Source organism: Candidatus Planktophila sp. (genome assembly GCA_030681675.1).
Lineage (GTDB): Bacteria > Actinomycetota > Actinomycetes > Nanopelagicales > Nanopelagicaceae > Planktophila.
Genome location: JAUXRP010000002.1, coordinates 12,057 through 38,438 on the forward strand (window position 1 = coordinate 12,057; position 26,382 = coordinate 38,438).

Annotated in this window: 28 protein-coding genes, 3 tRNA genes and 1 riboswitch; of the genes, 15 read left to right on the top strand and 16 right to left on the bottom strand. The window is 46.6% G+C overall.

From position 1 onward, the window contains the following. Positions 1-63 precede the first annotated feature (63 nt). A complete protein-coding gene (locus Q8K48_00065; GenBank protein MDP1850796.1) occupies positions 64-1,554 on the bottom strand; it encodes a leucyl aminopeptidase in 1,491 nt (496 codons plus the stop codon). Between the two features lie 38 nt (positions 1,555-1,592). Between Q8K48_00065 and gcvT the strand changes: the two genes are divergently transcribed. Further along, positions 1,593-2,681, top strand: a complete 1,089-nt coding sequence (gene gcvT / locus Q8K48_00070; GenBank protein MDP1850797.1) for a glycine cleavage system aminomethyltransferase GcvT — start codon at positions 1,593-1,595, stop codon at positions 2,679-2,681. On the opposite strand, the gene Q8K48_00075 is transcribed toward gcvT, so the two are convergent. The 4 genes from Q8K48_00075 to Q8K48_00090 are packed head-to-tail and all read right to left on the bottom strand — an operon-like array spanning position 2,647 to position 6,359. Further along, entirely contained in the window at positions 2,647-3,465 is an 819-nt protein-coding gene (locus Q8K48_00075; protein ID MDP1850798.1) for an ECF transporter S component, read from the bottom strand. The two genes, gcvT and Q8K48_00075, sit on opposite strands and share 35 nt — an antisense overlap. Further along, positions 3,462-5,072: an ATP-binding cassette domain-containing protein gene (locus Q8K48_00080; GenBank protein ID MDP1850799.1), complete on the bottom strand. Its 1,611-nt coding sequence runs from the start codon at positions 5,070-5,072 to the stop codon at positions 3,462-3,464. Before Q8K48_00080 ends, Q8K48_00075 begins: the two co-directional genes overlap by 4 nt. Continuing rightward, positions 5,069-5,815, bottom strand: coding sequence for an energy-coupling factor transporter transmembrane component T (locus Q8K48_00085; GenBank protein MDP1850800.1), 747 nt, complete (start codon positions 5,813-5,815; stop codon positions 5,069-5,071). Before Q8K48_00085 ends, Q8K48_00080 begins: the two co-directional genes overlap by 4 nt. 10 nt (positions 5,816-5,825) lie before the next feature. After that, positions 5,826-6,359: an SCO2322 family protein gene (locus tag Q8K48_00090; GenBank protein MDP1850801.1), complete on the bottom strand. Its 534-nt coding sequence runs from the start codon at positions 6,357-6,359 to the stop codon at positions 5,826-5,828. 76 nt (positions 6,360-6,435) lie between these two features. Then, positions 6,436-6,589: riboswitch (adenosylcobalamin (AdoCbl) riboswitch) on the bottom strand. Between the two features lie 61 nt (positions 6,590-6,650). On the opposite strand from Q8K48_00090, the gene Q8K48_00095 reads away from it, so the two are divergent. Beyond that, entirely contained in the window at positions 6,651-7,652 is a 1,002-nt protein-coding gene (locus Q8K48_00095) for an aldo/keto reductase family protein (GenBank protein MDP1850802.1), read from the top strand. On the opposite strand, the gene Q8K48_00100 is transcribed toward Q8K48_00095, so the two are convergent. Continuing rightward, the gene (locus Q8K48_00100) at positions 7,649-8,179 is read right to left on the bottom strand and encodes a DUF3043 domain-containing protein (protein MDP1850803.1); all 531 of its coding nucleotides are present in this window, start codon (positions 8,177-8,179) and stop codon (positions 7,649-7,651) included. The two genes, Q8K48_00095 and Q8K48_00100, sit on opposite strands and share 4 nt — an antisense overlap. 92 nt (positions 8,180-8,271) lie before the next feature. Between Q8K48_00100 and erpA the strand changes: the two genes are divergently transcribed. From erpA to Q8K48_00130, 6 genes are all read left to right on the top strand, one after another. Further along, on the top strand, positions 8,272-8,628 hold the full coding sequence (gene erpA, locus Q8K48_00105) for an iron-sulfur cluster insertion protein ErpA (GenBank protein ID MDP1850804.1): 357 nt from the start codon (positions 8,272-8,274) through the stop codon (positions 8,626-8,628). Between the two features lie 29 nt (positions 8,629-8,657). Then, the gene (locus tag Q8K48_00110) at positions 8,658-9,635 is read left to right on the top strand and encodes a carbohydrate kinase family protein (GenBank protein ID MDP1850805.1); all 978 of its coding nucleotides are present in this window, start codon (positions 8,658-8,660) and stop codon (positions 9,633-9,635) included. A gap of 76 nt (positions 9,636-9,711) precedes the next feature. Beyond that, on the top strand, positions 9,712-10,461 hold the full coding sequence (gene coxB / locus Q8K48_00115; protein MDP1850806.1) for a cytochrome c oxidase subunit II: 750 nt from the start codon (positions 9,712-9,714) through the stop codon (positions 10,459-10,461). Continuing rightward, positions 10,458-12,110 (top strand): cytochrome c oxidase subunit I, encoded by a 1,653-nt coding sequence (gene ctaD / locus Q8K48_00120; protein MDP1850807.1) that lies wholly within the window; start codon positions 10,458-10,460, stop codon positions 12,108-12,110. Before coxB ends, ctaD begins: the two co-directional genes overlap by 4 nt. 5 nt (positions 12,111-12,115) lie before the next feature. Beyond that, positions 12,116-12,520: a cytochrome c oxidase subunit 4 gene (locus Q8K48_00125; GenBank protein ID MDP1850808.1), complete on the top strand. Its 405-nt coding sequence runs from the start codon at positions 12,116-12,118 to the stop codon at positions 12,518-12,520. A 9-nt stretch (positions 12,521-12,529) separates the two neighbouring features. Then, entirely contained in the window at positions 12,530-13,390 is an 861-nt protein-coding gene (locus Q8K48_00130; protein ID MDP1850809.1) for a DMT family transporter, read from the top strand. On the opposite strand, the gene Q8K48_00135 is transcribed toward Q8K48_00130, so the two are convergent. The 4 genes from Q8K48_00135 to Q8K48_00150 are packed head-to-tail and all read right to left on the bottom strand — an operon-like array spanning position 13,387 to position 17,425. Then, positions 13,387-14,973, bottom strand: coding sequence for a ubiquinol-cytochrome c reductase cytochrome b subunit (locus tag Q8K48_00135; GenBank protein MDP1850810.1), 1,587 nt, complete (start codon positions 14,971-14,973; stop codon positions 13,387-13,389). The two genes, Q8K48_00130 and Q8K48_00135, sit on opposite strands and share 4 nt — an antisense overlap. Then, a complete protein-coding gene (locus tag Q8K48_00140) occupies positions 14,970-15,983 on the bottom strand; it encodes a Rieske 2Fe-2S domain-containing protein (protein MDP1850811.1) in 1,014 nt (337 codons plus the stop codon). Before Q8K48_00140 ends, Q8K48_00135 begins: the two co-directional genes overlap by 4 nt. Positions 15,984-15,988: 5 nt before the next feature. Continuing rightward, the gene (locus Q8K48_00145) at positions 15,989-16,780 is read right to left on the bottom strand and encodes a c-type cytochrome (protein MDP1850812.1); all 792 of its coding nucleotides are present in this window, start codon (positions 16,778-16,780) and stop codon (positions 15,989-15,991) included. 15 nt (positions 16,781-16,795) lie between these two features. Then, complete coding sequence (locus Q8K48_00150; GenBank protein MDP1850813.1) at positions 16,796-17,425, bottom strand: heme-copper oxidase subunit III; 630 nt, start codon at positions 17,423-17,425, stop codon at positions 16,796-16,798. A 150-nt stretch (positions 17,426-17,575) separates the two neighbouring features. On the opposite strand from Q8K48_00150, the gene Q8K48_00155 reads away from it, so the two are divergent. Both Q8K48_00155 and trpD read left to right on the top strand, forming a co-directional pair. Beyond that, positions 17,576-17,989: a hypothetical protein gene (locus tag Q8K48_00155; GenBank protein ID MDP1850814.1), complete on the top strand. Its 414-nt coding sequence runs from the start codon at positions 17,576-17,578 to the stop codon at positions 17,987-17,989. A 56-nt stretch (positions 17,990-18,045) separates the two neighbouring features. Continuing rightward, positions 18,046-19,101 carry an anthranilate phosphoribosyltransferase gene (gene trpD, locus Q8K48_00160; GenBank protein MDP1850815.1) on the top strand — a complete coding sequence of 352 codons (1,056 nt, stop codon included), beginning with the start codon at positions 18,046-18,048 and terminating at the stop codon, positions 19,099-19,101. 9 nt (positions 19,102-19,110) lie between these two features. On the opposite strand, the gene Q8K48_00165 is transcribed toward trpD, so the two are convergent. Beyond that, positions 19,111-19,767, bottom strand: coding sequence for an exonuclease domain-containing protein (locus tag Q8K48_00165; protein ID MDP1850816.1), 657 nt, complete (start codon positions 19,765-19,767; stop codon positions 19,111-19,113). An 80-nt stretch (positions 19,768-19,847) separates the two neighbouring features. Here Q8K48_00165 and Q8K48_00170 point away from each other — a divergent pair, with 80 nt between their 5' ends. Further along, positions 19,848-20,624, top strand: a complete 777-nt coding sequence (locus Q8K48_00170; protein ID MDP1850817.1) for an alpha/beta fold hydrolase — start codon at positions 19,848-19,850, stop codon at positions 20,622-20,624. A 46-nt stretch (positions 20,625-20,670) separates the two neighbouring features. On the opposite strand, the gene Q8K48_00175 is transcribed toward Q8K48_00170, so the two are convergent. Continuing rightward, positions 20,671-22,101: a nitronate monooxygenase gene (locus tag Q8K48_00175; GenBank protein ID MDP1850818.1), complete on the bottom strand. Its 1,431-nt coding sequence runs from the start codon at positions 22,099-22,101 to the stop codon at positions 20,671-20,673. 126 nt (positions 22,102-22,227) lie between these two features. Here Q8K48_00175 and Q8K48_00180 point away from each other — a divergent pair, with 126 nt between their 5' ends. The 3 genes from Q8K48_00180 to Q8K48_00190 are packed head-to-tail and all read left to right on the top strand — an operon-like array spanning position 22,228 to position 24,704. Next, on the top strand, positions 22,228-22,728 hold the full coding sequence (locus tag Q8K48_00180; protein ID MDP1850819.1) for a DinB family protein: 501 nt from the start codon (positions 22,228-22,230) through the stop codon (positions 22,726-22,728). Further along, positions 22,721-23,275: a GNAT family N-acetyltransferase gene (locus Q8K48_00185; GenBank protein ID MDP1850820.1), complete on the top strand. Its 555-nt coding sequence runs from the start codon at positions 22,721-22,723 to the stop codon at positions 23,273-23,275. The genes Q8K48_00180 and Q8K48_00185 overlap by 8 nt, the downstream gene beginning before the upstream one ends. 55 nt (positions 23,276-23,330) lie before the next feature. Beyond that, entirely contained in the window at positions 23,331-24,704 is a 1,374-nt protein-coding gene (locus Q8K48_00190; GenBank protein ID MDP1850821.1) for a tryptophanase, read from the top strand. 31 nt (positions 24,705-24,735) lie between these two features. Here Q8K48_00190 and Q8K48_00195 read toward each other — a convergent pair. Continuing rightward, a tRNA-Val gene (locus Q8K48_00195) sits at positions 24,736-24,807 on the bottom strand. 33 nt (positions 24,808-24,840) lie between these two features. Next, positions 24,841-25,227, bottom strand: coding sequence for a phosphomannose isomerase type II C-terminal cupin domain (locus Q8K48_00200; protein MDP1850822.1), 387 nt, complete (start codon positions 25,225-25,227; stop codon positions 24,841-24,843). Positions 25,228-25,403: 176 nt separating this feature from the next. Here Q8K48_00200 and Q8K48_00205 point away from each other — a divergent pair, with 176 nt between their 5' ends. After that, positions 25,404-26,138 carry a hypothetical protein gene (locus Q8K48_00205; protein MDP1850823.1) on the top strand — a complete coding sequence of 245 codons (735 nt, stop codon included), beginning with the start codon at positions 25,404-25,406 and terminating at the stop codon, positions 26,136-26,138. A 34-nt stretch (positions 26,139-26,172) separates the two neighbouring features. Here Q8K48_00205 and Q8K48_00210 read toward each other — a convergent pair. Together Q8K48_00210 and Q8K48_00215 are read right to left on the bottom strand one after the other, a co-directional pair. After that, a tRNA-Cys gene (locus Q8K48_00210) sits at positions 26,173-26,246 on the bottom strand. 29 nt (positions 26,247-26,275) lie between these two features. Continuing rightward, positions 26,276-26,348 (bottom strand) — tRNA-Gly (locus tag Q8K48_00215). Positions 26,349-26,382 lie beyond the last annotated feature (34 nt).

Sequence of the window (26,382 nt, forward strand, 5' to 3'; positions counted from 1 at the left end):
CTGGATAAATCTGCAGGGCTCTATCTTGCCTTACTGAGCGCGAAACTACCCAATGGAGGTTTTCTAAGCGCCCTCTGCAAGGGTAATCAGGCTGCGAAGTGCTATTCCAGTGCCACCAACCGGGGTGTAGCCATGAGCCTTTGCAGTATTGAAGGCAGGTCCGGCGATATCCAAATGAAGCCATGCAAGATCTGGATTAATAAACTCTTTTAAGAAGAGCCCAGCCACTAACATTCCACCGTTTTTATCACCGATATTTGCCATATCCGCGACGGGTGAATCCAGTGAAGCTCGAAGTTCAACTGGAAGTGGCATTGGCCAAAAAGCTTCACCACTAATTGCACTGGCTTTTAGAAACTGCACAGAAAACTCTTCGTTATTTGTCATGACTGCGCTTGTGCGCGTTCCTAGGGCAACGACTTGAGCTCCAGTGAGAGTCGCAACATCGACTATCCCGTCGAGTCTGTTTTTGCTTGACTGAGCTTTTACTAAAGCATCGGCTAACACTAAACGGCCTTCAGCATCGGGATTTAAAACCTCAATAGTTTTGCCGCCGAAAATTGTAATGATGTCACTTGGGCGAGTTGCTTTATCACTTGGCATATTCTCTGCCAGCGGTGCCCATGTTTCGATCGCAATTGGTAGTTTTAGCGCTGCAATTGCCAGAACCGCGGCACACACTGCAGCGGCGCCACTCATATCTGATTTCATCGCCTCCATACCAAGTGCAGGTTTTAACGCTAAACCGCCGGTATCGAACGTAATTCCCTTGCCAACATATGCATACCGCTTTTTCACGGCTCCCTTTGGTGTGTACGAGATATGAATGAGGCGGGGAGGGTTGGCAGAGCCTTGCCCGACTCCAATAATTCCGCCAAAGCCTTGACTCTTTAACGCAGTCTCATCCAAAATAGAGATTCTCAATCCAGCTTTTACTCCACCAGCTTTTCTCACTTCGACTGATATCTTCTTTGCAAAGCTATCGGGAGTCAGGTGAGAAGGGGGAGTATTAATCAAATCACGGACTAAGAACGTGTAATCTGCGATTATTTTCGCGCGCTCTAAAATCGATTGTGCAGCAGGGTCTGTAGCTAGTTTGCTATGGATTGTAATTGTTTTAAGTGGTGCTTTTTGTTCGGCCTTTGTCGAACCTCGAAAATCGGTAAATACATATGCACCAAGGGCCGCGCCTTCGGCTACAGCGCTCAAACTCTCTGGCGTTGAAGATGGAAGTGCGAAAGTTGCATTAGTAGCACCGGCCAATGAACGCGACGCTGCACCGGCCGCTCTCCGAAGCGTTTCATGAGAGTAGGTATTCATTTTCTTTCCTAGCCCGGTAAAGACCATCATGCGCACAGTGCCACCTGGAAATTTAATTACCTCGTCGGCAGCCCCCGTTGCACCCATTTCGGTAAGCGCGGCAATGAGTGCACGTGAATCGACAGCTACATCGCCAGATTCAATAGCAAGACCGCCTGCTGAATCACTCTTGGCTAAACCCAATACAAGTACATCGTCTTTTAGCGGACCCTCGGTAATTCTTAAAGTACTCATGGGTCTCAGCGTAATAGATGTTTTGGTAGGTTTGCACTATGAAGAGTTCACCATTACATGAGAAACACCTCACGCGAAATGCCAAAATGGCAGATTTTGGCGGTTGGTCTATGCCCATCGAATATCCGAGTGGGGGTGTTCTTGCCGAGCATGCTGCAGTACGCGAACGTGTCGGACTCTTTGATGTTTCGCATTTAGGTAAAATCTCAGTTGTCGGGGTTGGGGCTTTAGAGTTTCTTAATACAGTATTTACTAATGACTTAGATCGAATTGGCGATGGTTCGGCTCAATACACTTTGCTGTGTACTCCTGAGGGTGGCGTCATTGATGATCTAATTGCATATCGAAACTCACCCGATAATCTATTTTTAGTACCAAACGCCTCAAATACCAGCGATGTCGTTGCGGTACTTCAATCACTCGCACCGGCTGGGATTACAGTTACGAATCTGCATAATGATTTCGCGGTCTTGGCTGTTCAAGGCCCACTAGCTGCCCACGTTATGCAATCACTTGGGGTCAATACCGAAATCGACTACATGGAATTTTCTCATGTGAAGGTTGGCGGCGCCGAGGTTATTCTCTGCCGAACTGGCTATACCGGCGAACTTGGCTATGAAATTTTGCCGAGAGTCGCTGATGCATCTGCAGTGTGGGATGCCCTAGCAAGTGCAGTTGAAGCTTTTGGTGGCTTAGTGTGCGGCCTAGGTGCTCGCGATACATTACGCACTGAGATGGGCTATCCACTTCATGGTCACGAGTTATCACGAGAGATAACTCCGGTTCAGGCAAGTGCCTCATGGGCAATTGGCTGGGACAAACCTGGATTTATTGGCAGTGATGTTTTACGCGCTGAAAAGGCTAATAAACCAGCGTTGCGCAGCGTGGCGCTTAAATCTTTAGATCGCGGAATTCCGCGTGGACATATGCAGGTAAAAAGTGCATCGAGAGAGGCTTTAGGTGAAGTTACTAGCGGAACTTTTTCTCCAACTCTGAAAACTGGAATTGCACTCGCACTTCTTGCATCTTCTGTCAAAGTTGGGGATAAATTAATTATTGATGTTCGCGGGCGAGAATCACATGTAGAAGTTGTCAAGCTTCCTTTTGTACCTTCTCATGTTCGATAAATTCAATAGGCGTTAAAAAGGCTGCACGTACATATGTTCGCCGCAATGCCGTTAATACTGCGCGACCGGCAAAGAGAATTAATCCAGCAGTAAATACCGCTCGGGGAATATCCCAGGCCATTGCCGTGAGAAAGTGAAATGTAAAAAAATTAGAGAGATTCTCTGAAATTGGTGCACCGGCTACGAAAGATAATTGAGTTTGTGAGCCAAGGGCCCAAGGCCAGAACTGTAGATCCATTAAAATTCCAAATAACTCACTTGCTAAAGCGCCATACATCATAAGCATTGCTATCTCGCCTTTTCCTCGAAGGCTTTTAGTTCCAGGCAGCAGACCTGCGAGCAGACCAATCCAGGCCGCGGCAAAGATTTGATAGCCCAACCAAGGGCCTAAGCCACCAGTTAAGAGGGCAGATACAAAGACTGAGATAAGCCCCAGCAAAAAACCAAAGGAGGGACCAAAGACTCTGGCGCTGAGTATGAGTAGAAACCACATCGGTTCAATTCCAAGAGCACCTGCGCCAAGCGGTCGCAAGGCAGCGATCAAAGCCGAAAGAACGCCTAGCAGGGCAATAGATTTTGAATCTAAACCTGATCCAGATATTTCAATAATTGCCAACAGAGCGGCGATTGAAATCGCAATCCAGAAAAAGATTTGAGTTCTAGGAAGGCTCTCACCGGTGTAAAAAAATGGCCAAATAAAACCTGCCGCACTTATTATGGATGCAATCGATAGAACTAAGGCATTGCGTCGAGAGAATTTTACAATATCGCCAGTTAACATCATGGCGCGTTAGCTTCTAAGGCCGCTACGACATCGCGCACAGTCAACCAAGGTTGCGGTGACATCACTTTTGAAACTTGTGGCGCAAAGGCCGGGGATGAGAGTAAAACATCGATAGTTGGGCCGTCGGCAACGATATCTCCATCGGCGATGAAAATTACACGCGTAGCAAGTTCAGCTACTAGCTCTACATCGTGAGTGGCAAGTACGACCGTGCGGTTAAAAGCCTTTGCGAACTCTAGGAGAATTCGCGTAAGTGATTTCTTTGCCTCGTAATCTAAACCACGGGTTGGTTCATCGAGGATTAGAATTTTTGGATTTGCTGAGAGAACAATACTAAGAGCCAAACCCAGGCGTTGTCCCTCAGATAAATCACGCGGGTGTGCATGTAAGGAGATTCCTGGTACAAGTTGCGTCAATAATGTATATGTTGAACCCGGTGCGATTTCATTATCTCTATCAGCCTGTTCACACTCTTGTGAGACACTCTGGGCATACAAAAGATCACTAGGCTCTTGCGGAATGTATCCAATTGTTGCTCTCCTAACTTTGCTGTGTAGATCTTTAGAATTTATTGAGTGAACGTGCACGTGTCCAGTTGCTCCATCACTCACGCCGGCGATTGATCGCAGAAGCGAACTCTTACCCGCACCGTTGCGTCCCATCACGGCAACGATCTCATTGTCGAAAATCGTCGCACTTACTTCATTGAGTGCAATTGTCGTTCCATGAACCATACTTAACTTCTTAATTTCGATGACAGGAATCGCGCTTACAGGATTTTTATGTGGTGGACTAAGTGGGGTATTTGCTCGTACGTTCTCGGTCATTCGGCGCATGTCTCTGACGGATAACCCGACTTCTTCAAGCCCAAGGGCTCTCGCTAAGTGCACAATGGGTGGTGCAATCGAGGATATTTTCATAATCTCTTCTGGTGTTCCGATAACGGAGTTACCGTCTCCACTAATATGAAGAATTCGATCGGCAAAACCAATGACGCGCTCTAACTTGTGTTCTGCGATTATGACGGTAAGGCTTAAATCATGTACTAAGCGGTGAAGAATCGAGAGAACTTCTTCGGCGGCAATTGGATCGAGTGCGCTCGTTGGCTCATCTAAAACTAAGACTTTAGGATGCAATACGAGGGCGCTAGCAATTGCTACACGCTGTTGCTCGCCACCACTTAACGTTGCAATTGTCCGAGCACGAAGTGAAGCTAATGAAAGCAAATCCAAAACCTCTTCGACACGTTTACGCATCGTCTCAGGCGCTAGGTTGAGCGCCTCCATAGAAAATGCCAACTCCTCCTCAACGGTGTCGGCCACGAAGCCGTTGATTGGGTTTTGTCCGACAATTCCGATGAGATGTGCCAAGCCTCCAGGTTTAACTTCGCGAGTCGAGAAACCATTGACACTGATGTCACCGGCAAGAATTCCTCCAGTGTGGTGGGGGACCAGACCATTTATCAATCGCAGTAATGAAGATTTACCCGAACCAGTAGCTCCGATGACTAAAACTAACTCTCCTTCAGAGATTTCCAGCGTTAAATTTTCAATCACTGTTCTTGTTGAGTTTGGATAGATGAGTGAAACATTAGAAAACTTAATCACGATAACCCCATAACGATTAGGCCAGTTGCAACAATGGCCGTGTCAACAGATCTCCACCTAATAGGCCGATACCTACTGCGCTTACGACTGATTCCGTATCCGCGAGAATCCATAGCTGCCGCTAAATCCAATGAGCGGGCAAGGGATTCTTCTAAAAGGGGAATCGCTACGCGACGATACGAGGCAAATCCCTTGGTGCTCTGCCCGCGCAAACGTTGCGCAGTTCTTATTCTGGAAAAGCTAGTTACTAACTGGGGCAATATTGTGGTGGCGATGACAACTGAGACTCCAAACTCATACATATAGACCGGAAGCACACGCAATAGCCGATGAGGACTCGTAAGTGAGGCCGCTGCGCCAAAAATTACGATAATTGCGCAGATGATCAGACCCTCTGAAATCGCAGAAGAGATTCGTTCCAGCGTCACTGCTCCACCGATTCGAACTCCCGGCATCCAAGTGGGAAGGGGGATTTGAGGAAGTGAGAAAATCGTAGTTCCAGGTATTGGTACACCAATTACTACAGCGATATACGTTCGGATTACTAAAATCCATGCAGCTAATTTCAACGTCCAGGTGAAGCTCTTACCCCAAGGCGCATCTTCGCGAAAAAAATAGACAATTACTCCGACGACACCCACTGAAGCGATGGCAAAGGCTGGCGCATTAACACGTGCAACGCAGATTGCAACGGCGAATGACCAAATCCACCACGTCAGAGGGTGAAGCGGGGTTTTTCTCAATTGAGGTTTTTTACTTCTTCGGAATCAAAGCTGCTGGCGTTGAAATCTCGACACCACACTCTTTAGCCGGAAATCCATTAAGCCCACAAATTAGACCTGATGACGCCGCACGAATCTTTACGACTTGACCCAATACGTCGATTCCTTGGGAATCTAAAGCGGTACGTACGCATCTTTTAATAGTCTTAGCAGGTTTTTCGCCCTTTGGTGCCCATGCTTTTGAGCCGAACTCAATGACAAGTGCCACTCGTTTAGTATCCGGGTCGGCTTTTGTTGTGCCACATATGGCTTTGAAGTTAGGTTTAATTTTTGGAGGAATTGATGGAACATCATCGCTACTAAACACAAAGGACCACCCCTCAACTGCGCCATTGGCAACATCGACGGTAGGTCCAGTCATCGCAGTGGTCCATTTAGTTGCACCTGGGGCCGCTTGAAAATAGCCCCAGTAACGCCAACCCTTAGTCGCACTGTGGGATGCGGGAATTGTGAAAACTGATGAAGTCAGAATGAAAAGAGTGATTAATAAAGCTTTGATTTTCATTGAAGTGAAGCCTCTCGAATGTGAAGAGTCTCACAGGGGTAGCACCGCATAAGAGTGCAGAAATCGCACTCAAATCAAGGACCACACCCCGCAAACCTCGGCGGGTGTCTGTCTCGTACGTCTCTTCATTAGGTAATCCGACTTCACGCTTAATACAGGCGCTTTACGGTTGCGGGTCAGCGTCGGAATTTCACCGAACTTCCCCTAATGAGAAAACTATTAAGTTGTGGGTGAACCAAACCACATCGAACTGGAGTTGGCAACTGGGCGCGCAGGACCTAAAGTCGTTGTATGGAATATCGCCGCCTTGGAAGTACCGGAATGTATGTCTCTGAAATCGCCTATGGCAATTGGATTACTCATGGATCACAAGTTGAAGCTGAAGCGGCAATCAAATGTGTCAAAGCCGCGCTCAATGAGGGGATCACAACATTTGATACCGCCGATGTGTATGCCGGCACTCGAGCCGAAGTAGTTTTAGGCAGAGCGCTAAAAGGCGTGCGCCGTGAGTCCTATGAACTTTTCACAAAGGTATATTGGCCAACAGGCCCAGGCAAAAACGATCGCGGCTTATCGCGTAAGCACATCATTGAATCATGCAATGCATCGCTTAAGCGTTTGCAGACCGACCATATAGATTTATACCAAATGCATCGTTATGATTTTGAAACCCCACTTGAAGAATCGTTAAGCGCCTTCGATGATTTAATTCGTGCGGGAAAAGTTCATTACATCGGTTTCTCTGAATGGAACGCCTCTCAGATTTCAGCGGCGTTAGAGATTCAAGATGCACTTGGCTATAACCGTTTTGTTTCAAGTCAACCTCAATACTCAGCGCTGTGGCGCGTCATTGAAGCCGAAGTTATTCCACTCTCAATTAAGGAAGGGATAGGCCAGATTGTTTGGTCACCAATGGCCCAGGGCGTTCTCTCTGGAAAGTATGCACCAGGAAAGAAAGCTCCAGCAGGTTCTCGCGCAACCGATAAAAAGAGTGGCGCTGGAATGATTTCGGGTTGGATGAGAGATGAGGTGCTAACTGCCGTTGCTAAGCTAGCACCCGTTGCTAAAGAGGCTGGGTTAACAATGTCGCAAATGGCGATCGCGTGGGTATTACAAAATCCAAATGTTTCTTCAGCGATTATGGGTGCCACAAAGCCGTCACAGGTAAAGGAGAACGTTAAAGCGTCGGGAGTGAAGTTAGATGCTTCGACGATGAAAGCGATCGACAAAGCTCTTGGAAAACTACCTGAAATGGATCCGGCTAAGAATATAAGTCCGAATCCTCGTGCTTAGTTGAACTTATCTCCGACTTTAATCTGAGGGTGTGGCGCGCGCAATCGCCGCATCTGCGTAGATCGCAGCCAGGCGTACATTCCGAGACCTTTAGTTGGAGAGTTAGGAAATTTCCCACCAATTAATCTTCGAATTTTACGACTGAGGAAAACTCCATCGACAACGGCAATCATCAGTACTCCATACATAACAGCAATTGCGCTAAATTGAACTACTGGCTCAGGAATCAACGTTAAGATTAGTACGAGAAAGATGATGGGTAAAAAGTATTCGCCAATAGATCGTCGGGCATCGACATAGTTTCGGACAAAACGTCGTTCTGGACCACGGTCGCGAGCAGGCAGCGCGTTCTCATCTCCGCGCAGATATGCCGCACGCATTGTGATGCGGTCTTGGCGGTTAGCTAGTTTGGCTGCACGTTTCTGATCTTTTGTAACAACTGGGGCCAGGGATGAAGTAATGCGTTTTGCCTCTGAAACTTTACGCTTTGGCGTCGGACGGCCTTTGCCTGTGGATTCTGTACTCATAGCGCTAACTATATTGGCTTTTTTAGCCGTTGCGTTCGCGGTGACAAGGGGGAGCAGGTAGGCTTGTTCTATCTAGTCCAAGGAGAGAATGTATGAGCACTGAGACCCAAACGGATTCATTGACTACTGCAATTAGATTGACCGATGTCGCAGCTGTAAAAGTCGCTGCGCTACTGGCTCAAGAGGGCCGCGATGATTTGATGCTTCGCGTAGCAGTTCAACCTGGTGGTTGTTCTGGACTTCGCTATCAACTCTACTTTGATGACCGTAATCAAGATGGAGATGTCATCCATGAGTTCGGTGGCGTCAAGGTCATTATTGACAAGATGAGTGATCCATATTTAATGGGTGCATCGATTGACTTTGTCGACACAATTGAAAAACAGGGATTTACAATAGATAATCCCAATGCAGGTGGCTCATGCGCCTGCGGCGATTCATTTAACTAAGTTTTCCTAAAACGCTCTAGTATCGCGACATGAAAATCGGTGTAGCGGGCTCGGTGGGTCTTGATCATTTAATGAATTTTTCTGGAAAGTTCACCGACTCATTTGTAGCTGGTTCGCTAGAGAAAATCTCACTCTCTTTTTTAGTCGATAGTCTGGATGTTCGACGTGGTGGTTGCGCGGCCAACATTGCATTTGGCATGGGAGTGCTTGGACTAAACCCAGTTCTCATTGCCGCGGTCGGCAAAGATTGGCCAGATTATGAAGCCTGGCTATCGCGTCACGGTGTCGACACATCGCATGCCTTAGTTTCTCAGTCACTGTTCACTGCCCACTTTATGGTCACGACAGATGATGATCTCAATCAAATCGCATCATTTTTTCCGGGTGCGATGAGCGAAGCGAGAAATATCGAACTTGGACCGATTATGGATAAAACCGGTCGCTTTGACATGCTCGTGATCTCACCGGATGATCCTGAGGCGATGTTACGCCACTCTGAAACATGCCGTGAATTGGGCATTGCATTTGCCGCCGATCCTTCTCAACAGATGGCGCGTATGAGCGGTGAAGATATAAAACTTCTCATTGATGGCGCGTCTTATCTTTTTATGAATGAGTATGAACTCGCCCTTGCCATGCAAAAGACGGGCTGGAGCGATGCCGAGATATTGGAGCGGGTGAAGGTTCGAGTTACAACTCTTGGATCAAAGGGTGCCAAAGTCGAGAGTGCTGATGGTGAGTTTGTGCAGGTGGGATGTCCTAAAGAGATATCAAAGACAGATCCAACGGGCGTCGGTGACTCTTTTAGATCTGGATTTATTGCCGGTCTTGCATGGGGGTTGAGCCATGAGCGATGTGCACAGTTAGGCGCTCTCATCGCCACATACGTCATCGAAACGATGGGCACTCAGGAGTATCGCTTTACTGGCCAAGAGTTTGTAGCCAGATTTGCTGAGGCGTATGGCGGCGATGCCGCCGCTGAGATATCGCTCCATATCAAGAAATAGCCGGTACTTACAACCACGGCGCCAGGACAGCAATTGGATACTGAGAATTTGGCGCTCGGCCTATATCCTTGGCCCCATGTCGTCACAGAAATTTAAGGCTCTGCGTACCTTTGCCTTATTGATTCCAGCTCTATTTTTAACTGGTTGTTCCAAAGTTTCAGAGCTTGGTTTTCCAGAGGGCGTCACAAGTGTTAACGATGAGTCACTTTCACTGTGGCAAGGCGCATGGATAGCGGCAGGCGTTGTCGGTGTTATCACGCTGATTTTGATTGTGTGGCCTGCAATTTTTCATCGCCCTAAAAAAGATGGACCTGAGTTTCCGAAACAGACCCAGTATCACATTCCCATCGAAATAATTTATACGATCATTCCTTTCATCATTGTTGCAGTGATGTTTTATTACACTGCAAAGAAAGAAACCGTCATTACCGCTAAGAGTGATTCAGTGATGCACCAAATCTCAGTGACTGGCATGCAATGGTCGTGGCAGTTTGCATATCCCGACGCTGGACCTTCGGCCATAGTTACTGGAACTCCTTCTCAAAAACCAACGTTAGTAATTCCATTGGGAGAGCGTGTTAGGTACACAATAATTTCAAATGATGTTGTTCATGGATTTTGGATTCCGGCCTTTATGATTCAAATGCAGAATATTCCAGGCGTGACTAATCACCTTGAATTCACAGCGAATAAATTAGGAGAGTATCCAGGGCGCTGCAATATTTTATGTGGACGCGCGCACTCCCAAATGATTTTTACAGTAAAAGTTGTTACACCCACTGATTATCAGGCTTATCTTGAGACGTTAAAGGGGAGCCAAGCATGACCATATATGCATCAAACCCAACTGCGTCAGATGTTGTGGCACAACCATCGCCTAAAGGCAAGAACTTTGTTAAGTGGATAACCTCAACTGACCACAAGACAATCGGCTATCTGTATTTGCTGACTTCTTTTGCATGGTTCCTAATCGGTGGAGTTTTAGCCTTGGCACTTCGAAGCGAATTAGCTCGCCCAGGTATGCAGTTCTTGAGCTATGAGCAGTACAACCAAATCTTTACTATGCACGGAACAATTATGCTTTTGATGTTTGCAACTCCACTCTTTGTGGGTTTTGCTAATGTGATTATGCCTTTGCAAATAGGCGCGGCCGACGTGGCTTTCCCGCGGTTAAATATGCTCTCGTACTGGCTCTATTTATTCGGCGGCACGATGGCCTTTGCAGGTTTCTTATCACCGGGAGGGGCGGCATCATTTGGCTGGACCGTCTATGTTCCACTCTCAAATGCAACATATTCACCCGGTATTGGCGCCGATTTATGGCTCGTTGGTCTAGCTATCAGTGGCGTTGGAACAATTCTGGGTGGAGTTAATTTCATAACAACGATACTTACTATGCGCGCACCAGGTATGACGATGTTTCGTATGTCAATCTTTTCATGGAACGTTCTACTTACCTCAATTTTAGTTTTGCTCGCATTTCCACCACTTGCTGCAGCGTTATTAGGGCTTGAATCCGATCGTTTATATGGAACACATCTCTTCGACCCTGCAAATGGCGGAGCTATGTTGTTCCAGCATTTGTTCTGGTTCTTCGGCCATCCCGAAGTTTATATTTTGGCTCTGCCTTTCTTTGGCATTGCAACTGAAATCTTGCCCGTATTTAGCCGCAAACCGATCTTTGGTTATAAGGGTTTAATCGCAGCAACGATTGCGATCTCGGCGCTCTCAGTTTCGGTCTGGGCCCACCATATGTTTGCCACCGGTCAAGTTCTTCTTCCATTCTTCTCCTTTATGACTTTCTTAATCGGCGTGCCGACCGGAGTCAAATTCTTCAACTGGATCGGTACCATGTGGCGCGGCCACGTAACTTTTGAGACACCAATGCTTTGGGTAATGGGTTTTCTCGTGACCTTCCTATTCGGCGGATTAACTGGAATTATCTTGGCATCACCACCATTGGACTTTGCCGTATCGGCTAGCTACTTTGTCGTGGCGCACTTTCATTACGTGCTCTTTGGAACTGTGGTCTTTGCGATGTTTGCAGGCTTCTATTTCTGGTGGCCAAAGATGACTGGCAAGATGCTCAATGAGAGACTTGGCAAGATTCACTTCTGGACAACTTTTGTCGGCTTCCACTTAACCTTCTTAATTCAGCACTGGCTTGGTATAAAGGGCTTTCCGCGACGTTATGCCGATTATCTTGCAACCGATGGCTTCACCTTGATGAATACGGTTTCAACTATCGGCTCATTCCTTCTCGCCTTTTCCATGATTCCATTTATGATCAATATTTGGATTACTCGCAAATCACCACTCGTCGGCGTTGATGATCCATGGGGTTATGGGGCATCACTTGAGTGGGCAACCTCTTGCCCACCGCCACGCCACAACTTTTTAACGATGCCACGTATATCTAGTGAGCGTCCAGCATTTGATCTACATTATCCGCACATTAAGACAGAGGAGCACTGACTTCCGTGAAGGTCAATTGGCAGTTATTTACTGGTTTAGCGGTCTTCTATGTCATCATGACGGTTATATATTGGTATGTCGGCGGAGAACCCGTTGGAATTGGCGGGATGCTCTTAGCGGCTGGACTTGCAGGCATGGTCGGTTTTTATGTCTGGTTTACTCAAAAACGAATTGGTGAAATCCTTCCTGAGGATAGTTTAACGGCTGAAATCGCTGATGGCGCGGGCGAACTTGGTTTCTATAGCCCACACTCATGGTGGCCGCTTCCTGTGGCGTTAAGTTCATGCGCCATGGGTCTCGGGCTGATCATTGGTTGGTGGCTCACACTTATCGGTGTTGGAGCACTAATTATTTCGGTAATTGGAATGGTTACTGAGTATGAGAAGCCAATTCAAAGCCCTTCTCACTGACCTAACTTGTTGAGAGTTTCGCGTTTCGCGCCGTTCATCTTTGTTCTTCTCTGGAGCACTGGCTTTGTTGGTGCAAAATATGGTCTGCCTTTTGCCGACCCATTCATATTTTTAGCTCTGCGATTATTTATCGCCGCACTTATTCTCTTTGGAATTGCTGTACTCCTGAAATCGCCAATTGCACTCACCCGAATACAGATTAGAAGTTCGGCTCTTATTGGGATTTTTTTACACGCCGCCTATTTAGGTGGGGTCTTCTTTGCAATCTCTAAGGGAGTAACTGCCGGAACTGCCGCGGTAATCACTAGCCTGCAACCTGTTCTTGTTTCTTTATTGGCAATAAAGGTATTGAATGAGAAGTTACATAGTCGGCAAATTCTTGGATTAATTCTTGGACTTTGTGGTGTTGTATTAGTTCTTGGACCAAGTTTCGAGAGTTCAGTTTCGCAATTGGGAATTCTTGCAGTCTTTATTGCGCTCATTGGTAGCACTACTGCTACTTTGCTTCAAAAGAAAATTGGTTCAGGTATTCCATTGCTGGCCGGAACCGCCTACCAATATTGTGCAAGTGGATTTTTCTTATTTATAGTAGCAGTTGTTACGGGTGGAACTGAGATTCAATGGAATATTAGATTTGCTAGCGCCATGATTTGGCTGATTTTAGTACTCTCGGTGGGCGCGATCTTGTTATTGCTCTGGCTCCTTAACACGGCAAGTACAGCATCGGTTTCATCGCTCTTTTACTTAGTCCCTCCAGCAACTGCCGTTGAAGCATATTTTCTATTTGGGGAAAAACTAAATACCCAGAGTTTGCTTGGAATAGCAATTACCGCTTTAGGTGTTTGGTTGGTATTACGCTCTGGGAATTAGTGGTTCTCAATCTCTTTTAACTCCTGCGCAGTTACCTTAGGAATTGCTACGGCGTGAGCTTTGCTCATGCGCACGCGTAGTTTATTTTTAAGCCCACCTGGACGTTTGACTCCACGAGAATCAATATCTTCGAGCACAAGTGGTGTGGGCTGCTCATGCGAAGTCAAGATAAAGCGCTTTTGCTCTGAGATTGGTTCGTGGACTTCGACGAATTCACCGCTCGGCATTCGTACAAGGCGACCAGTCTCTTTTCCATGAAGAACTAATTCACGATCTGCGCGCTGTAACGATAGGCACAGTCGTTTAGTAATTACAAATGCAATGGGTGGAAGCACAAAGATCGAAATTCGAGAAAACCACATAATCTGGTTAATTGAAAGGTCAAAGGCCGTTGCTAAAATATCGTTTCCACCGTTTATTAGAGAAATCATGACGAAAGTAATTGACATAACTCCGAGTGCAGTTCGGTTAGGAACATTGCGTGGACGATCAAGGAGATGATGTTCGCGCTTATCTCCAGTAATCCAACTTTCAATAAATGGATAGAGCGCCATTCCAGTAAATAAAATTCCAGGAACTATGAGTGCCGGGATCAAAATGTTCCATGAAACCGTGTGACCAAATGCATGTGTTTCCCAAGGGGGTGCCATTCGAACTAAGCCATCTAACCAACCCATGTACCAATCCGGCTGAGAGCCCGCAGAAATCTGACCTGGAGTGTAAGGACCGTATAACCAGATTGGGTTAATCGATGCGACCGCAGAGAGGAATGCAGTTACTCCAAAAACGATAAAGAAGAAACCGCCAGCTTTTGCCATATACACGGGCAAAATTGGATGCCCAACCACATTTTTTTCGGTTTTACCAGGGCCAGCAAACTGGGTGTGCTTTTGGTACCAGACGAGCATCACGTGAATTGTGATAACCGCTAAGAAAATTCCTGGAATCAGTAAAACGTGAAGTGTAAATATGCGTGGGATGAATCCAACGCCAGGGAAGGCTCCACCAAATAAGAAGAAGGTGATATAGGTTCCAACAAGTGGAATCGCTTGAATTATTGCGGAGGTAATTCGAAGGCCAGTTCCTGAAAGTAGGTCATCTGGAAGTGAGTAGCCAAAGAGACCTTCAACCAGACCAAGAGTGACGAGAATGATTCCCAGAATCCAGTTAAATTCACGTGGTTTTCTAAATGCGCCTGTGAAAAAGACTCGAAGCAAGTGGGCCACAATGGCGGCCATGAAGATATTTGCAGACCAGTGGTGAATCTGGCGCATTAATAATCCACCTCGGACCTCAAAGGAGATGTCTAAAGTGGATGCATACGCAGCCGACATTTTCAGACCTTGAAGCGGCTCGTACACGCCATCGTAAATGACTTCACGTTGAGATGGATCAAACCAGAGCGTTAAGAAAGTTCCAGATAAGAGCAAGATGATAAATGAATACATGCATACTTCACCGAGCATGAAGGACCAGTGGTCTGGAAAGACCTTGTTAAGGGATTTCTTAACCCAACCAGCGGCACCTGTTCGCTCATCTACAAAGTTAGCTACCGCACCGACTCTTTTTTCAGCAATTGTCATTGTGAGTTTCGCTCCCAGTAACTAGGTCCAACGGATTCACTAAATGGTGCACGAGCAATTAAATATCCTTCAGCGTCAACGGTTATATCCAACTGCGGTAATGGACGTGCAGCTGGTCCAAAGATAACTTTAGCGCCGCGAGTAACATCAAAAGTTGATTGATGGCACGGGCATAACAAATGCTTTGTTGTCTGTTCATAGAGAGCAACTGCGCATCCCATGTGCGAACAAATCTTTGAAAAGGCGATGATTCCTTCATGTGTCATGGCAAGTTTTTCTGGAGTCAGATTAAAATCTTCGGGACGCAGACGAATAAGTAGTACTGGATCCTTAGCAATATCACTCAGTAAGCGCTCGGCGTGTTCGCCCTTCTCGCCACTCTCGGCAATTGCTGGCAGAACTTGAACAACTGATCCGACTTCAAGATCGGAGGCCAGAATTGGGCGATCGCCCGGGTCCGAGACCAGGCGCGTCCCACTCTTCCAATTCGTTGTTTCAAGTTGCTTTTTAGGTAATGGACCTAAATCGCGCAGAAGTAAGACTGGTGGAAGTGCGAAGAGCCCTATAGAGGCGGCCATCGAACGCTTAATAAGTTTACGCCGGCCAAGTTGTACGCCGGCAACACCCTCTTTAACCGTCTTGATGAAATCTTCGCGATCTTCGTCTGATGAGCGGAACTCATGGCGATGATTAATCACTTCAGTCTCCGGCATCAAAGTTTTAGCCCAATGAATTGCCGCCATGCCAAGGAAGAAAAGCGACATGGCCATTCCGATACCAAGCCCGAGTTGCTGTGCATGTTGATTTCCCATGACAGGAATAAAAATAAATACATCATTTGCAATAAAAACATAAGAGTAAATCAACAAAAGCGAGCCCACACCGGAGAGAGCAAAGAGAATCGCTACTTGTTGTTCAGCACGTTTTTCAGAGCGTGGGTTTACATCGGCTGCGCGAAGTACATGTGGGGCAGGACCGGGATCTTTTATTGATTCGATTTCGTTAGACACCGTTCTCATCTCGCTTTCGTTGTTAGCCAGACTGCAACAGCTATCAGCAGTCCCATACCTAGTATCCACGCCAAAAGTCCTTCTGTAACTGGTCCAATTCGACCCATGGTGGCACCGCCGAGATTTGGTTCAGCTTCGGCCGCCTTAATCCACTTAATGAGCGAAAGTTTTTCAGCTGGCGTGATTGTCTTATCGCTAAATACTGGCATTGCCTGTGGTCCAGTAATAAGTGCTTCGTAAATATATTTCGGTTCAACTCCCATCAATGTGGGTGCGTATTTACCTTGCGTCAGGGCGCCGCCTTGTCCTGCGAAGTTGTGGCACATTGCGCAGTTGTTTCTAAACAATTCTCCGCCTTCTGCAGTGCTTCCATCGCGCTCATAATTTAACTGTCCTTCCGTTGGAATCATCGGTCCAGGAGCCAGGGATGCAACGTAGGCAGCTAGAGCCGCCGTTTGCTCAGGAGTATAAACCGGAGCTTTTCTAACAGCCTGAGTGCTCATATCGGCCATCGGCATACGACCCGTGCCAACTTGGAAATCTACCGAAGCTGCGCCAACACCAATTAAAGATGGTGCGATTGCGCCACCTTCGGCATTCAATCCATGACATGAAGAACAACCTTTAAGGAAAATCTGTTTACCCTCTTCAATTGCGGCAGAACGAGCAAAAGTATTCGGCGCCAATTTGATAGTTGCACTAGCAATGTTAAAAGTTGTACCTATCCCTAATAAAGCGATGATAAGCAACAAGGGAGCTGCCCCTTTATGGCGACGGTATCTGGAAAGGCGCTTCACGATTAAATAACTCCTTTACTTAATGAGGTAGATAGCGGAGAAAAGTGCGATCCACACTACGTCGACGAAGTGCCAGTAATACGAAACTACGATTGCCGTTGTTGCTTGAGCGCTGGTAAAACGTCGTGCTTTTGATACTCGAACAATCACGATTAAAAATGCAATTAATCCACCCGTTACGTGTAGACCATGAAAACCTGTAGCAACGAAAAATACTGATCCGTATGCCGTAGATGAAAGTGTTAATCCTTCGTGAACCAATGCGGCATATTCATAAATCTGACCGGCAACGAAAAAAGCGCCCATTAAAAATGTCAATGCGAACCATTCGCGCATTCCCCATTTATTGATTTGATAAATCTTTCCAGTTTTATGATTTTGAAATCGCTCGGCGGCAAAGACGCCAAATTGGCAGGTAACTGAAGACAGAACTAAGACCGTTGTATTAATGGCAGCAAATGGAATATTCAGAAGATGTGTTGATTCGCTCCAAATTGTTGGACCCTGGACTCCACGAGTCGTGAAGTAGATTGCAAATAAAGCGGCAAAGAACATTAACTCACTTGAGAGCCAGACGATAGTTCCAACTGCTACAGCGTTGGGGCGTGAAATTTTGTGATGGGCCATTACGGCTGCGCTAGACATGGGGCGATTATTGCCTAAAACACGCGCTCTGTCCTGCATAAAAGGCCCATCTGAGAAGAGTCTGCCCGCAGTGGCTCATGAAACAGGTCACTACTACACAGTGCGGTTTGGGCTTTTGCCAGACCTATATCTGGAGTTAGAATCGTGGCCATGAGCCAGAAGATTCAAAAGAGCCAGATTGTTCTTTACTCCAATGACTCCTCGGTTCGCCAAACTATCATCGCAGCGTTGGGACGAACAGTGGCCGCTGACTTACCTGAGCATGTAATTCATGAGTTTGCCACGGGTCCGGCGCTTCGCGCATTTGTAGATTCAAAAGCCCACATTGATCTTTTCATTCTCGATGGAGAATCAACGCCTGAGGGTGGAATGGGAATCGCACGGCAACTAAAAGATGAGGTTTTCAACTGCCCTCCTGTTTTACTTATAATTGGACGTGTTCAAGATTCATGGTTGGCGGCCTGGTCCTTAGCCGAAGCCTCGGTGGTACATCCAATCGATCCATTCACTCTCGCGCAAAGTGCGGCGAAATTGCTGCGTACACGTTTATCCATTGTTGCCTAGTTTGTACTGATTAATTTATCCACCAATAAAGGGTTACATCTGCTTGGATTACGCTCATGCGCGAACACTCTTGGGGTAAAAATCTGATTACCCTTGTCTCTGGTTTAGATCTTGAGATAGACGATGTTGCTTGGTGCATGCAAGAGATATTAGAAGGCCGTGCCGAAACCGAACAGATAAAAGATTTTCTTCTAGCATTGAAAGCTAAAGGAGAAACGGCAGATGAGGTCGGCGCACTCGTTGCTCAGATGTACCAGCATTGTGCCCCGATTACGATTTCAGAGCGCGCAGTCGATACTGTTGGAACTGGCGGAGATGGCGCCCACACAATAAATATCTCTACTACCGCGGCAATCATCGCTGCTGCTGCAGGTGCGAAAGTAATCAAACACGGCAACCGCGCCGCATCATCAAAATCTGGGGCAGGGGATTTACTTGAAGCTTTAGGCGTTTCAATTACTTTAGATGGGGCCGGTGTTGAAAAAACTTTTGCCTCTCTCGGTATTGGATTTTGCTTTGCGCCGGTTTTTCACCCTGCAATGCGCTTTGCCGCCCTTGCACGAAAAGAGTTAGGCGTGCCCACCGTATTCAATATTTTAGGACCTCTTGCTAACCCAGCTAAACCACAAGCCGCAGCGATAGGTGTTGCAAATGATCGAATGCATTTAGTGATGGCGCAAGTTCTCGGCGATCGCGGAGTCGATGGCTTTGTCTTTCGCGGAGACGATGGTTTAGATGAGATTACATTGGCAACTACAACATCTGTATTAACTATTGGAAGCGGTGAAATCTCGAGTGATTTAATCGATCCGCTAGATTTTTCAATTGCGCGTGCGCCAATTTCTGCGTTAGTTGGGGGAGATGCAGCGGAAAATGCTCGGATTACAAACGCCATTTTCGCAGGTGAGTCAGGTGCACCCCGTGATGCCGTTGTACTCAATGCCGCTGCAGCCATAGCCGCTTACGATGGTGAATTCGAATTGAGCCTGCATGATCGCATTGCTAAGGGAGTCGAACAAGCTATCTCTGCTGTTGATTCTGGGGCCGCGCGCGAGCTATTAGCTAAATGGGTCGAACTCAGCCAAGAGCTTTCGATTCGGAAAGTCAATTAACCGATCTTGCTAGCTCAAACCTCTTCGTGATATCCGATTAGTAAATGCCATAACATCTTCAACGGTTTTGATATCGAGTGAACCAAAGCGTTCAAAGATCCCATGTAATACATCGACGGTTGCACGTGCATCATCTAGTGCGCGGTGATTGGGGGAGGTGGCAGCGCCGAAAAATGTAGATAGAGTAGAAAGTTTGCAGTCCGGCACGTCATCTTTACTCAAAATCGCCCGGGCTAATGCAACGGTGTCGAATACCTTAAATCGAGGCCATTTATAATTATGTTGTGAGGCGGCCGCTCTCAAGAAACTAATATCAAAACTGGCATTGTGTGCAACTAGAATATTGGTTAGGGGTGAACCAAGAAACTCGAAAAACGACGGCAAGATGCTTTCGATTGATGGCGAACCCTGAAGCATCGCAAAAGATATTCCAGTTAAATCGGTAATGTAATCAGGAATCGGAGTTCCGGGGTTCACTAAACTTTGGAATTCGCCAATTACCTTGCCACCACAAACTTTCACAGCTCCGATCTCTGTAATTCCGGCTCCGGCAAAGGTGGAGCCGCCAGAAGTTTCGAGATCTACGACAACGAAAACCGTTTCAGATAATGGCCGACCTAAATCCCCAATACTCGGCTGCCATGCCGTTTCATCGTCAGAATTCACAGTACAAAGAGTAAATGAATTGACTGACATTCACTTGGTTGATGTTGCTTGGTAATAATTGATTGCGTAGCCTTATGCCTATGGCCGTTGAAACCGCACCTCCAGGATGGATGCAAGATTGGGCCGCGACCGGCTCTGATAAAAACGCTCGTATTGGAGTACTGCTTGTACATGGATTCACGGGTGCGCCTCCATCGATGCGCCCGTGGGCGGAGTTTTTGCTCTCTAAGGGTTACACCGTTCGGGTTCCATTACTGCCAGGGCACGGTACTAAGCCTGAGGATTTAAATAAAGTGAAATGGCAAGAGTGGCCAGCTAAAGTGCAAAGCGAGTTAGAAGAGTTATTTAAAATCTGCGATCAAGTCTTTATCGCTGGGTTATCAATGGGCGGTGGAACTTCACTCCATGTTGCAGAAGAGAACAATGATCGATTAAGTGGAATTATTCTCGTTAATCCAATGATTCACCTGCCGCGCGTTTCTCCGCAGTTAGCTTACGTACTTTCGCGCTTTCAAAAACTTCGAGCTAGTGTTGGCAACGACATCAAACGACCTGGGACTACCGAACATGGATATGACGCGTTACCGACTCGCGGAATTTATCAACTTCTTTTAATGCTAAAAATAACCAGAGAGAATCTACATAAAATAACCGTACCTGTTCAACTTTTTTACAGCATCGAAGATCACACTCTGCCAGTTTCAAACACCGAAATCATTATGGCCGGTTTGGGTTCAACAAATAAATCCAGAATTGAATTAGTAAATAGCTATCACGTTGCAACTCTTGATTATGATCAGGAATTGATCTTTGCCAACTCACTCGCATTTATTGAAAGGCTCACACTTTCTAGGTGAGTGCTTGCTTTACTAAAAGTGAAAAGTTTTCCGTAACAGGTCAATCTTAACAACCGTTCAAATACTCCATGGCTTGAACTGCACTCCAACCATCTGGATACATAGCTAGCAATGCCTCTTCACCGGCTAAATCAGAGCCCAATGTTACAAGCGCAGCTTCTTGATAACCTGTTGGTCTTATTTGCGCCAGTCCAATATTGGCCATTAAAGCGTTACACAGACATTTTTTGCCCACCGTCGCGCCATCTACCCCACCTTTGAAATTAAAGGTTTTATTGGGCTCACCAGAGCATCGATAGACGATTCGTTTATTTGGTCGCTCCACTACTGTTCGCAAATAACCTAAATCGCAAAGCTTTACACGAGAGTCAAATTCACTGTTATCTGAAATTGTCTCGGCAAGTTCGGCATATTTAAATGGAAATGAAGTTGGAGAGCCAAGTGGATCGGTAATTACATTCAAGGTTTTGTCAGCCAGTTGAGTTAATACTTGCCGGCGCAGCTCTTTCGTTATTCCGGATTCATGTGAGAGTGCAAAGATTGACCCTACTTGAACACCCACTGCACCTTGCGAAATCGCGGAATTGAGCTTTTCTGGAGTTGCATATCCACCCGCTAACCAAAATGGCAGACCCGTTGCGCGAATCTTTTCTATATCTGCATCATCCTTGATCGTAAACTGGCTCTGACCATCACTGCCTATTGGAGTGTTTCCTCGCGGTGGAGCGTTGTGCCCTCCCGCGGTTACTCCTTCAACTACAAATCCATCGGGGCGCACATCTACATCACGGTTAAGGTATGCCGCTAAAGCATGGGATGAAATAATCGCGAGAAATTTTGGTTGTGCAATTTCAATTTTATTTGCACCGAGGATGATAGAAGGATCAAATGGGACATAGTATTTTGTGCTCGCATTTTCAACCGCGATAGAGATTGACGTCTCCTTGTGATTTGAAAGTTCACGAATTACTCGAGGTATCTCACTTGGGATGCCAGCGCCCATGAGTACATAATCAACTCCTGCCAATATAGCTCCGTATATCGATGCGGGCGTTGATAATTGCAGCTTTTCAAGAAAATTGATTCCTATTAATCCAGTATGTGCTTCCTTTGCAAGCCAGACTTCGACGAAGTTAGCTAAAACTAAAAACTTTGTAGAAAACTCAGTTGGGAGAAGTGAGAGTTTGGGTACAAGTAGGTAGGGAGTATTTCTTTCTCTGCCACCTTCAATAAAGTATCGTCGGATAACTTCGTCAGCGAATTCTTGATCTGGAAAATGCTCGATTGCTCGGCGAAGCGATCCATCGCTATCGCCATCTTGTAAACGCCGCGAAATTACCGAATCAATGGCCGTGCCGGAGACAACCCCTAAGCCACCGGCCTGTGCGACCGCCTTGGCCATCGGCCATGATGAAACCCCGATACCCATGCCACCTTGAATAATGCGGGGAAGTGATGAAATCTCTCCAATTTCCATTTCTCAATCGTAAGTGTGCTAAAAAACCAACTGACCAGTACGGGGAGAGATGACACTCAAAGAGTTAAGATGTGAATATTGCTACATCTGTGTAGTTAATACAGGCGCTAAGGTGAGGAGTTTGTGATGCTCAACCAAGAGAAGTTGCTGCTGCATATGGCGTGGGCAAATCAATATGTTCTAGCCGCATTGGAGCGACTTTCAGATTCAGATTGGCAACTCAAACTCACCGAAGATGATTGGTCGATTCAAGTGTTAGTCAATCACATCGTCTTAGCTGCCGGGGGATATGCCCATCGCGTATCCGGTCGAGCGGTTTCAACTGGTTTAAATCAAGAGATGGTAATACCGCTAGCCGATTTGCAGGCCCATTGTGCCGAAGCCGATGAGATTTTGCGCATTGAATCGCATAAACCTGATGAAGTAAATACGTACACCCGTGACGGTGGAAGCGTTGACAGATCGCGTTCAACAATTATTTCTCAGTCTATACATCATGCAACTGAACACCGTGCACAGATTTCAGATACGCTGAAAGTGCATGGAATTCGTATTTTGGATTTAGATGAAATTGACCTTTGGGCATACTCAGATATAGCCGGGGAGATTAATTCAATCGATGGATAGAGAGCCGGTAATTTACACGCCGCGCTTAGAACTACATCACTTAAACGTTGCTGAAATTATCTCTCTCCTTGAAAGACCTGAAGACCCATGGATTTATGAAGGCAAGGGCTTTACTAATCCGCACCGCGAACTTATTGATGAGTCTGGCCCATTGGCATGGAGAGTTCCGCAAGTGAAGGTAGAACCGCAGCTCAATAAATGGTTTGTTCGATGGATGGTTTTAAGACAGAGCCGAGAGATTATTGGCAGCACTAGTTTTCATGGTGCACCAGATGACAATGGAATGATTGAAATTGGCCTAGGTGTAAGTCCAAATTTCCGGAGACAGGGTTTTGCTTTCGAGACCTTGGTTGGAATGTGGAGTTGGGTCTGTATACAGGAGGGCGTAAAAACCCTGAGGTACACCGTTGCCGCCTCCAACGAAGCCTCGATTGCACTTGTGAGTAAGTTTGGTTTTTCGCACATCGGCCAACAATTGGATGAGATTGATGGTCCTGAAGAAATCTTCGAGTTATCGACTGAAATCTTTAAGAATCTCAGTTTCTAGGGCTAGCACTATCTAAATCCATATTTTTATGGATCTCATTCTTTAACCTCAAGGCATGGAATTTAATACCATCATCGAGCCATTTAGAATTCACTCAGTAGCATCAATTGCAATGACAACGCAATCGCAGCGGGAAAAATTCATTGCAGATGTCGGATACAATCTTTTTTCTCTGCACTCCGACGATGTTCTTATTGATTTTCTCACTGATTCGGGCACAGGCGCTATGAGTCGAAATCAATGGGCAGCCATTCAACGAGGGGATGAGTCATATGCGGGTTCGCCATCGTGGTTAACTTTTAAAGCAGCGGTTCAAAACCTCTTTCCTTACAAACATGTTATCCCGACGCACCAAGGACGGGCCGCTGAGAAGATTCTATTCACGGCGATTGGGGGAGCAGGGAAAGTTATTCCGAGTAATACTCACTTTGATACCACGCGCGCAAATATTGAGTATTCACAAGCCGAGGCAGTTGACCTAGTTATAGCTGAGGGCCGTGATCCTGCTAACTTGCATCCATTTAAAGGAAACATGGATTTGGTGGCGCTTGAAGCAGTTATTAACGCGCGAGGAGTTGGAAACATTCCGGTCGTAATGATGACAATAACAAATAATTCAGGTGGTGGCCAACCTGTCTCACTTGAAAATTTGAAGGCCGTCAGTGCAATGTGTAAAAAATACTCTATCCCTTTCTTTTTGGATGCATGTCGATTCGCTGAAAATGCTTGGTTTATTCGCGAACGTGAAGTAGGGCAATCAGAACGCCAAGTCGTAGATATTGTGCGCGAAATCGCAGCTTTAGCCAATGGAATGACAATGAGTGCAAAGAAGGATCCTTTAGGCAACATCGGGGGCTGGCTCGCACTCAACGATGATGGACTTGCAGCAATATGCCGAAACCTTCTCATTTTGACTGAGGGTTTTCCAACTTACGGCGGTCTGGCTGGGCGTGATTTAGAGGCGTTAGCGGTTGGTCTTAGTGAAGTTGTCTCACATGATTATTTGAAGTATCGAATCAGATCAACGGCCTATCTTGGAAATGCCCTTGCCCAGATGGGAATTCCAGTTGTGCAACCAATCGGAGGTCATGCGGTTTACATCGATGCTAAAGCACTTTTGCCACACATCCCAGCGTTGCAGTATCCAGGCCAATCACTTGCAATCGAACTCTATAAAATCGGTGGAATTCGTGGATGTGAAATAGGCAGTGTTATGTTCGGGCGAAAACCCGATGGAAGCGAACTCCCTGCGACCATGGAGCTTGTGCGTTTGGCCATTCCACGACGCACATATACTCAAAGTCACATTGATTACGTAATTGAAGTATGTGAAGAAGTGCTCAAACGTGCACCAAGCTTTCACGGTTACAGGATTACACAAGAGCCAGCTTCCCTGCGGCACTTCACATCGGAGTTTGCACCTCTTTGAGGTTTATTAACCCTGGAAAAAGGATTTGAAGTGGACCGTACTGGGATCGAACCAGTGACCCCCACAATGTCAATGTGGTGCTCTACCGCTGAGCCAACGATCCTTGCTGGGAAATCATACCCCAGGAAAATTAATGTTATCGGCGCCCGAAATCATCTTCGATTCGTTCAATATCATCTTCACCAAAGTAGGTGCCGGTTTGAACTTCAATGAAGATAACTTCTCTATCGCTGACATTGCTCACTCGATGGAGATCTCCGATTTTCACAGTGACGCTATCTCCTGCCGAATGGTGAGTGATCACTCCATTTAGCGTTACTTCAGCTTTGCCTTGCACGAAATACCATTGTTCGGCACGTTTCTCATGGCGTTGGTAAGAGAGTCTTTTCCCTGGCGAGACCCAGATGCACTTGACCTTGAATTGGGCATGCTCTTGCAGGATTTCGTAACGCCCCCATGGGCGAGTCGATTTCTCTAATTCCTGGGTCATGGTCAAACCTCTTCCTTGAAACTCTTGAGACACCGCTGCATGCGAGGATTCTCTCAACAATGCTACTGGCTGATACTGGGTTTTTAGCGAGAGAAGTTCAACAGGTTGGAAGCTTCTGAAAGTGGTGTATTCCGAGTCACTATGTGAAATGAGAACCAACCCTCTCGTCACTTTCACCTCAAACTAAGTCAGTTTATTAGAATTTATGCATGAGTCTTATTAAGGGAAAATCGCAAATTACAATCGAAAAAACACAGAAATTCGGTCGAACTGGCTACCTTGCGGCAATTCTCACCGCGGCACTTGCCGCTTCGTCCTTGGGGGTGGCAATCACAACGCCTCCAAGAAGCGGACCATTTGCGGCCCCCGAAAACCTAATTCCTTATCCCTACTCCGGTGCAGGGAAATACGTACCGCGAGATTTCATTTGGATGTACCCGGCCCTGTTAATGATGCTTTTCTATGTAATCTTGTTCGTCTGCTTGCAGAGGCGAAGCGTCGGAGCTGGAAGAGTTTACGGGACTGTCGGATCGACATTGGCAGCGGTGTCCTTCGGAATCATCGGTGTTGATTACTTCATACAGTTACGGACTGTTCAACCCTCACTCTTACGAGGAGAAACTGACGGGCTTGCGATAATTTCGCAATACAACCCGCATGGGGTGTTTATTGCTCTTGAAGAACTGGGCTTTCTCGTAATGGGAATATCGTTCGGATTCATTGCTTTCGCGCTAGGTTCTTCAAAACTGGAACGAATATCTCGGCGAGTTTTCTTGATGTCAGCCATTGTCATAGTTGTCGCATTTGTGGGGATGTCGCTCAGCTTCGGCATGTCTCTCGAGTATCGGTTCGAAGTGACCGCCATCTTCTTCGCGTGGCTAACGCTGATCACTACTGGCGTGCTGCTCGCATTAGATTTTGGGCGAGAGTCGAAACGTGAATAACTCCGTCCAACCAACGGCTTGAATGGGACACACGTGGAGGTCGGGACGGGATTTGAACCCGTGTAGAGGGATTTGCAGTCCCTTGCCTCGCCTCTCGGCCACCCGACCAATTACTCATCGCCGTGGCGACTTACCAGAGCGGACGACCGGGTTCGAACCGGCGACCTGAACCTTGGCAAGGTTCCGCGCTACCAACTGCGCTACGTCCGCGAGGTAACAAAATCTATCGTAGGTAAGCCGTAAG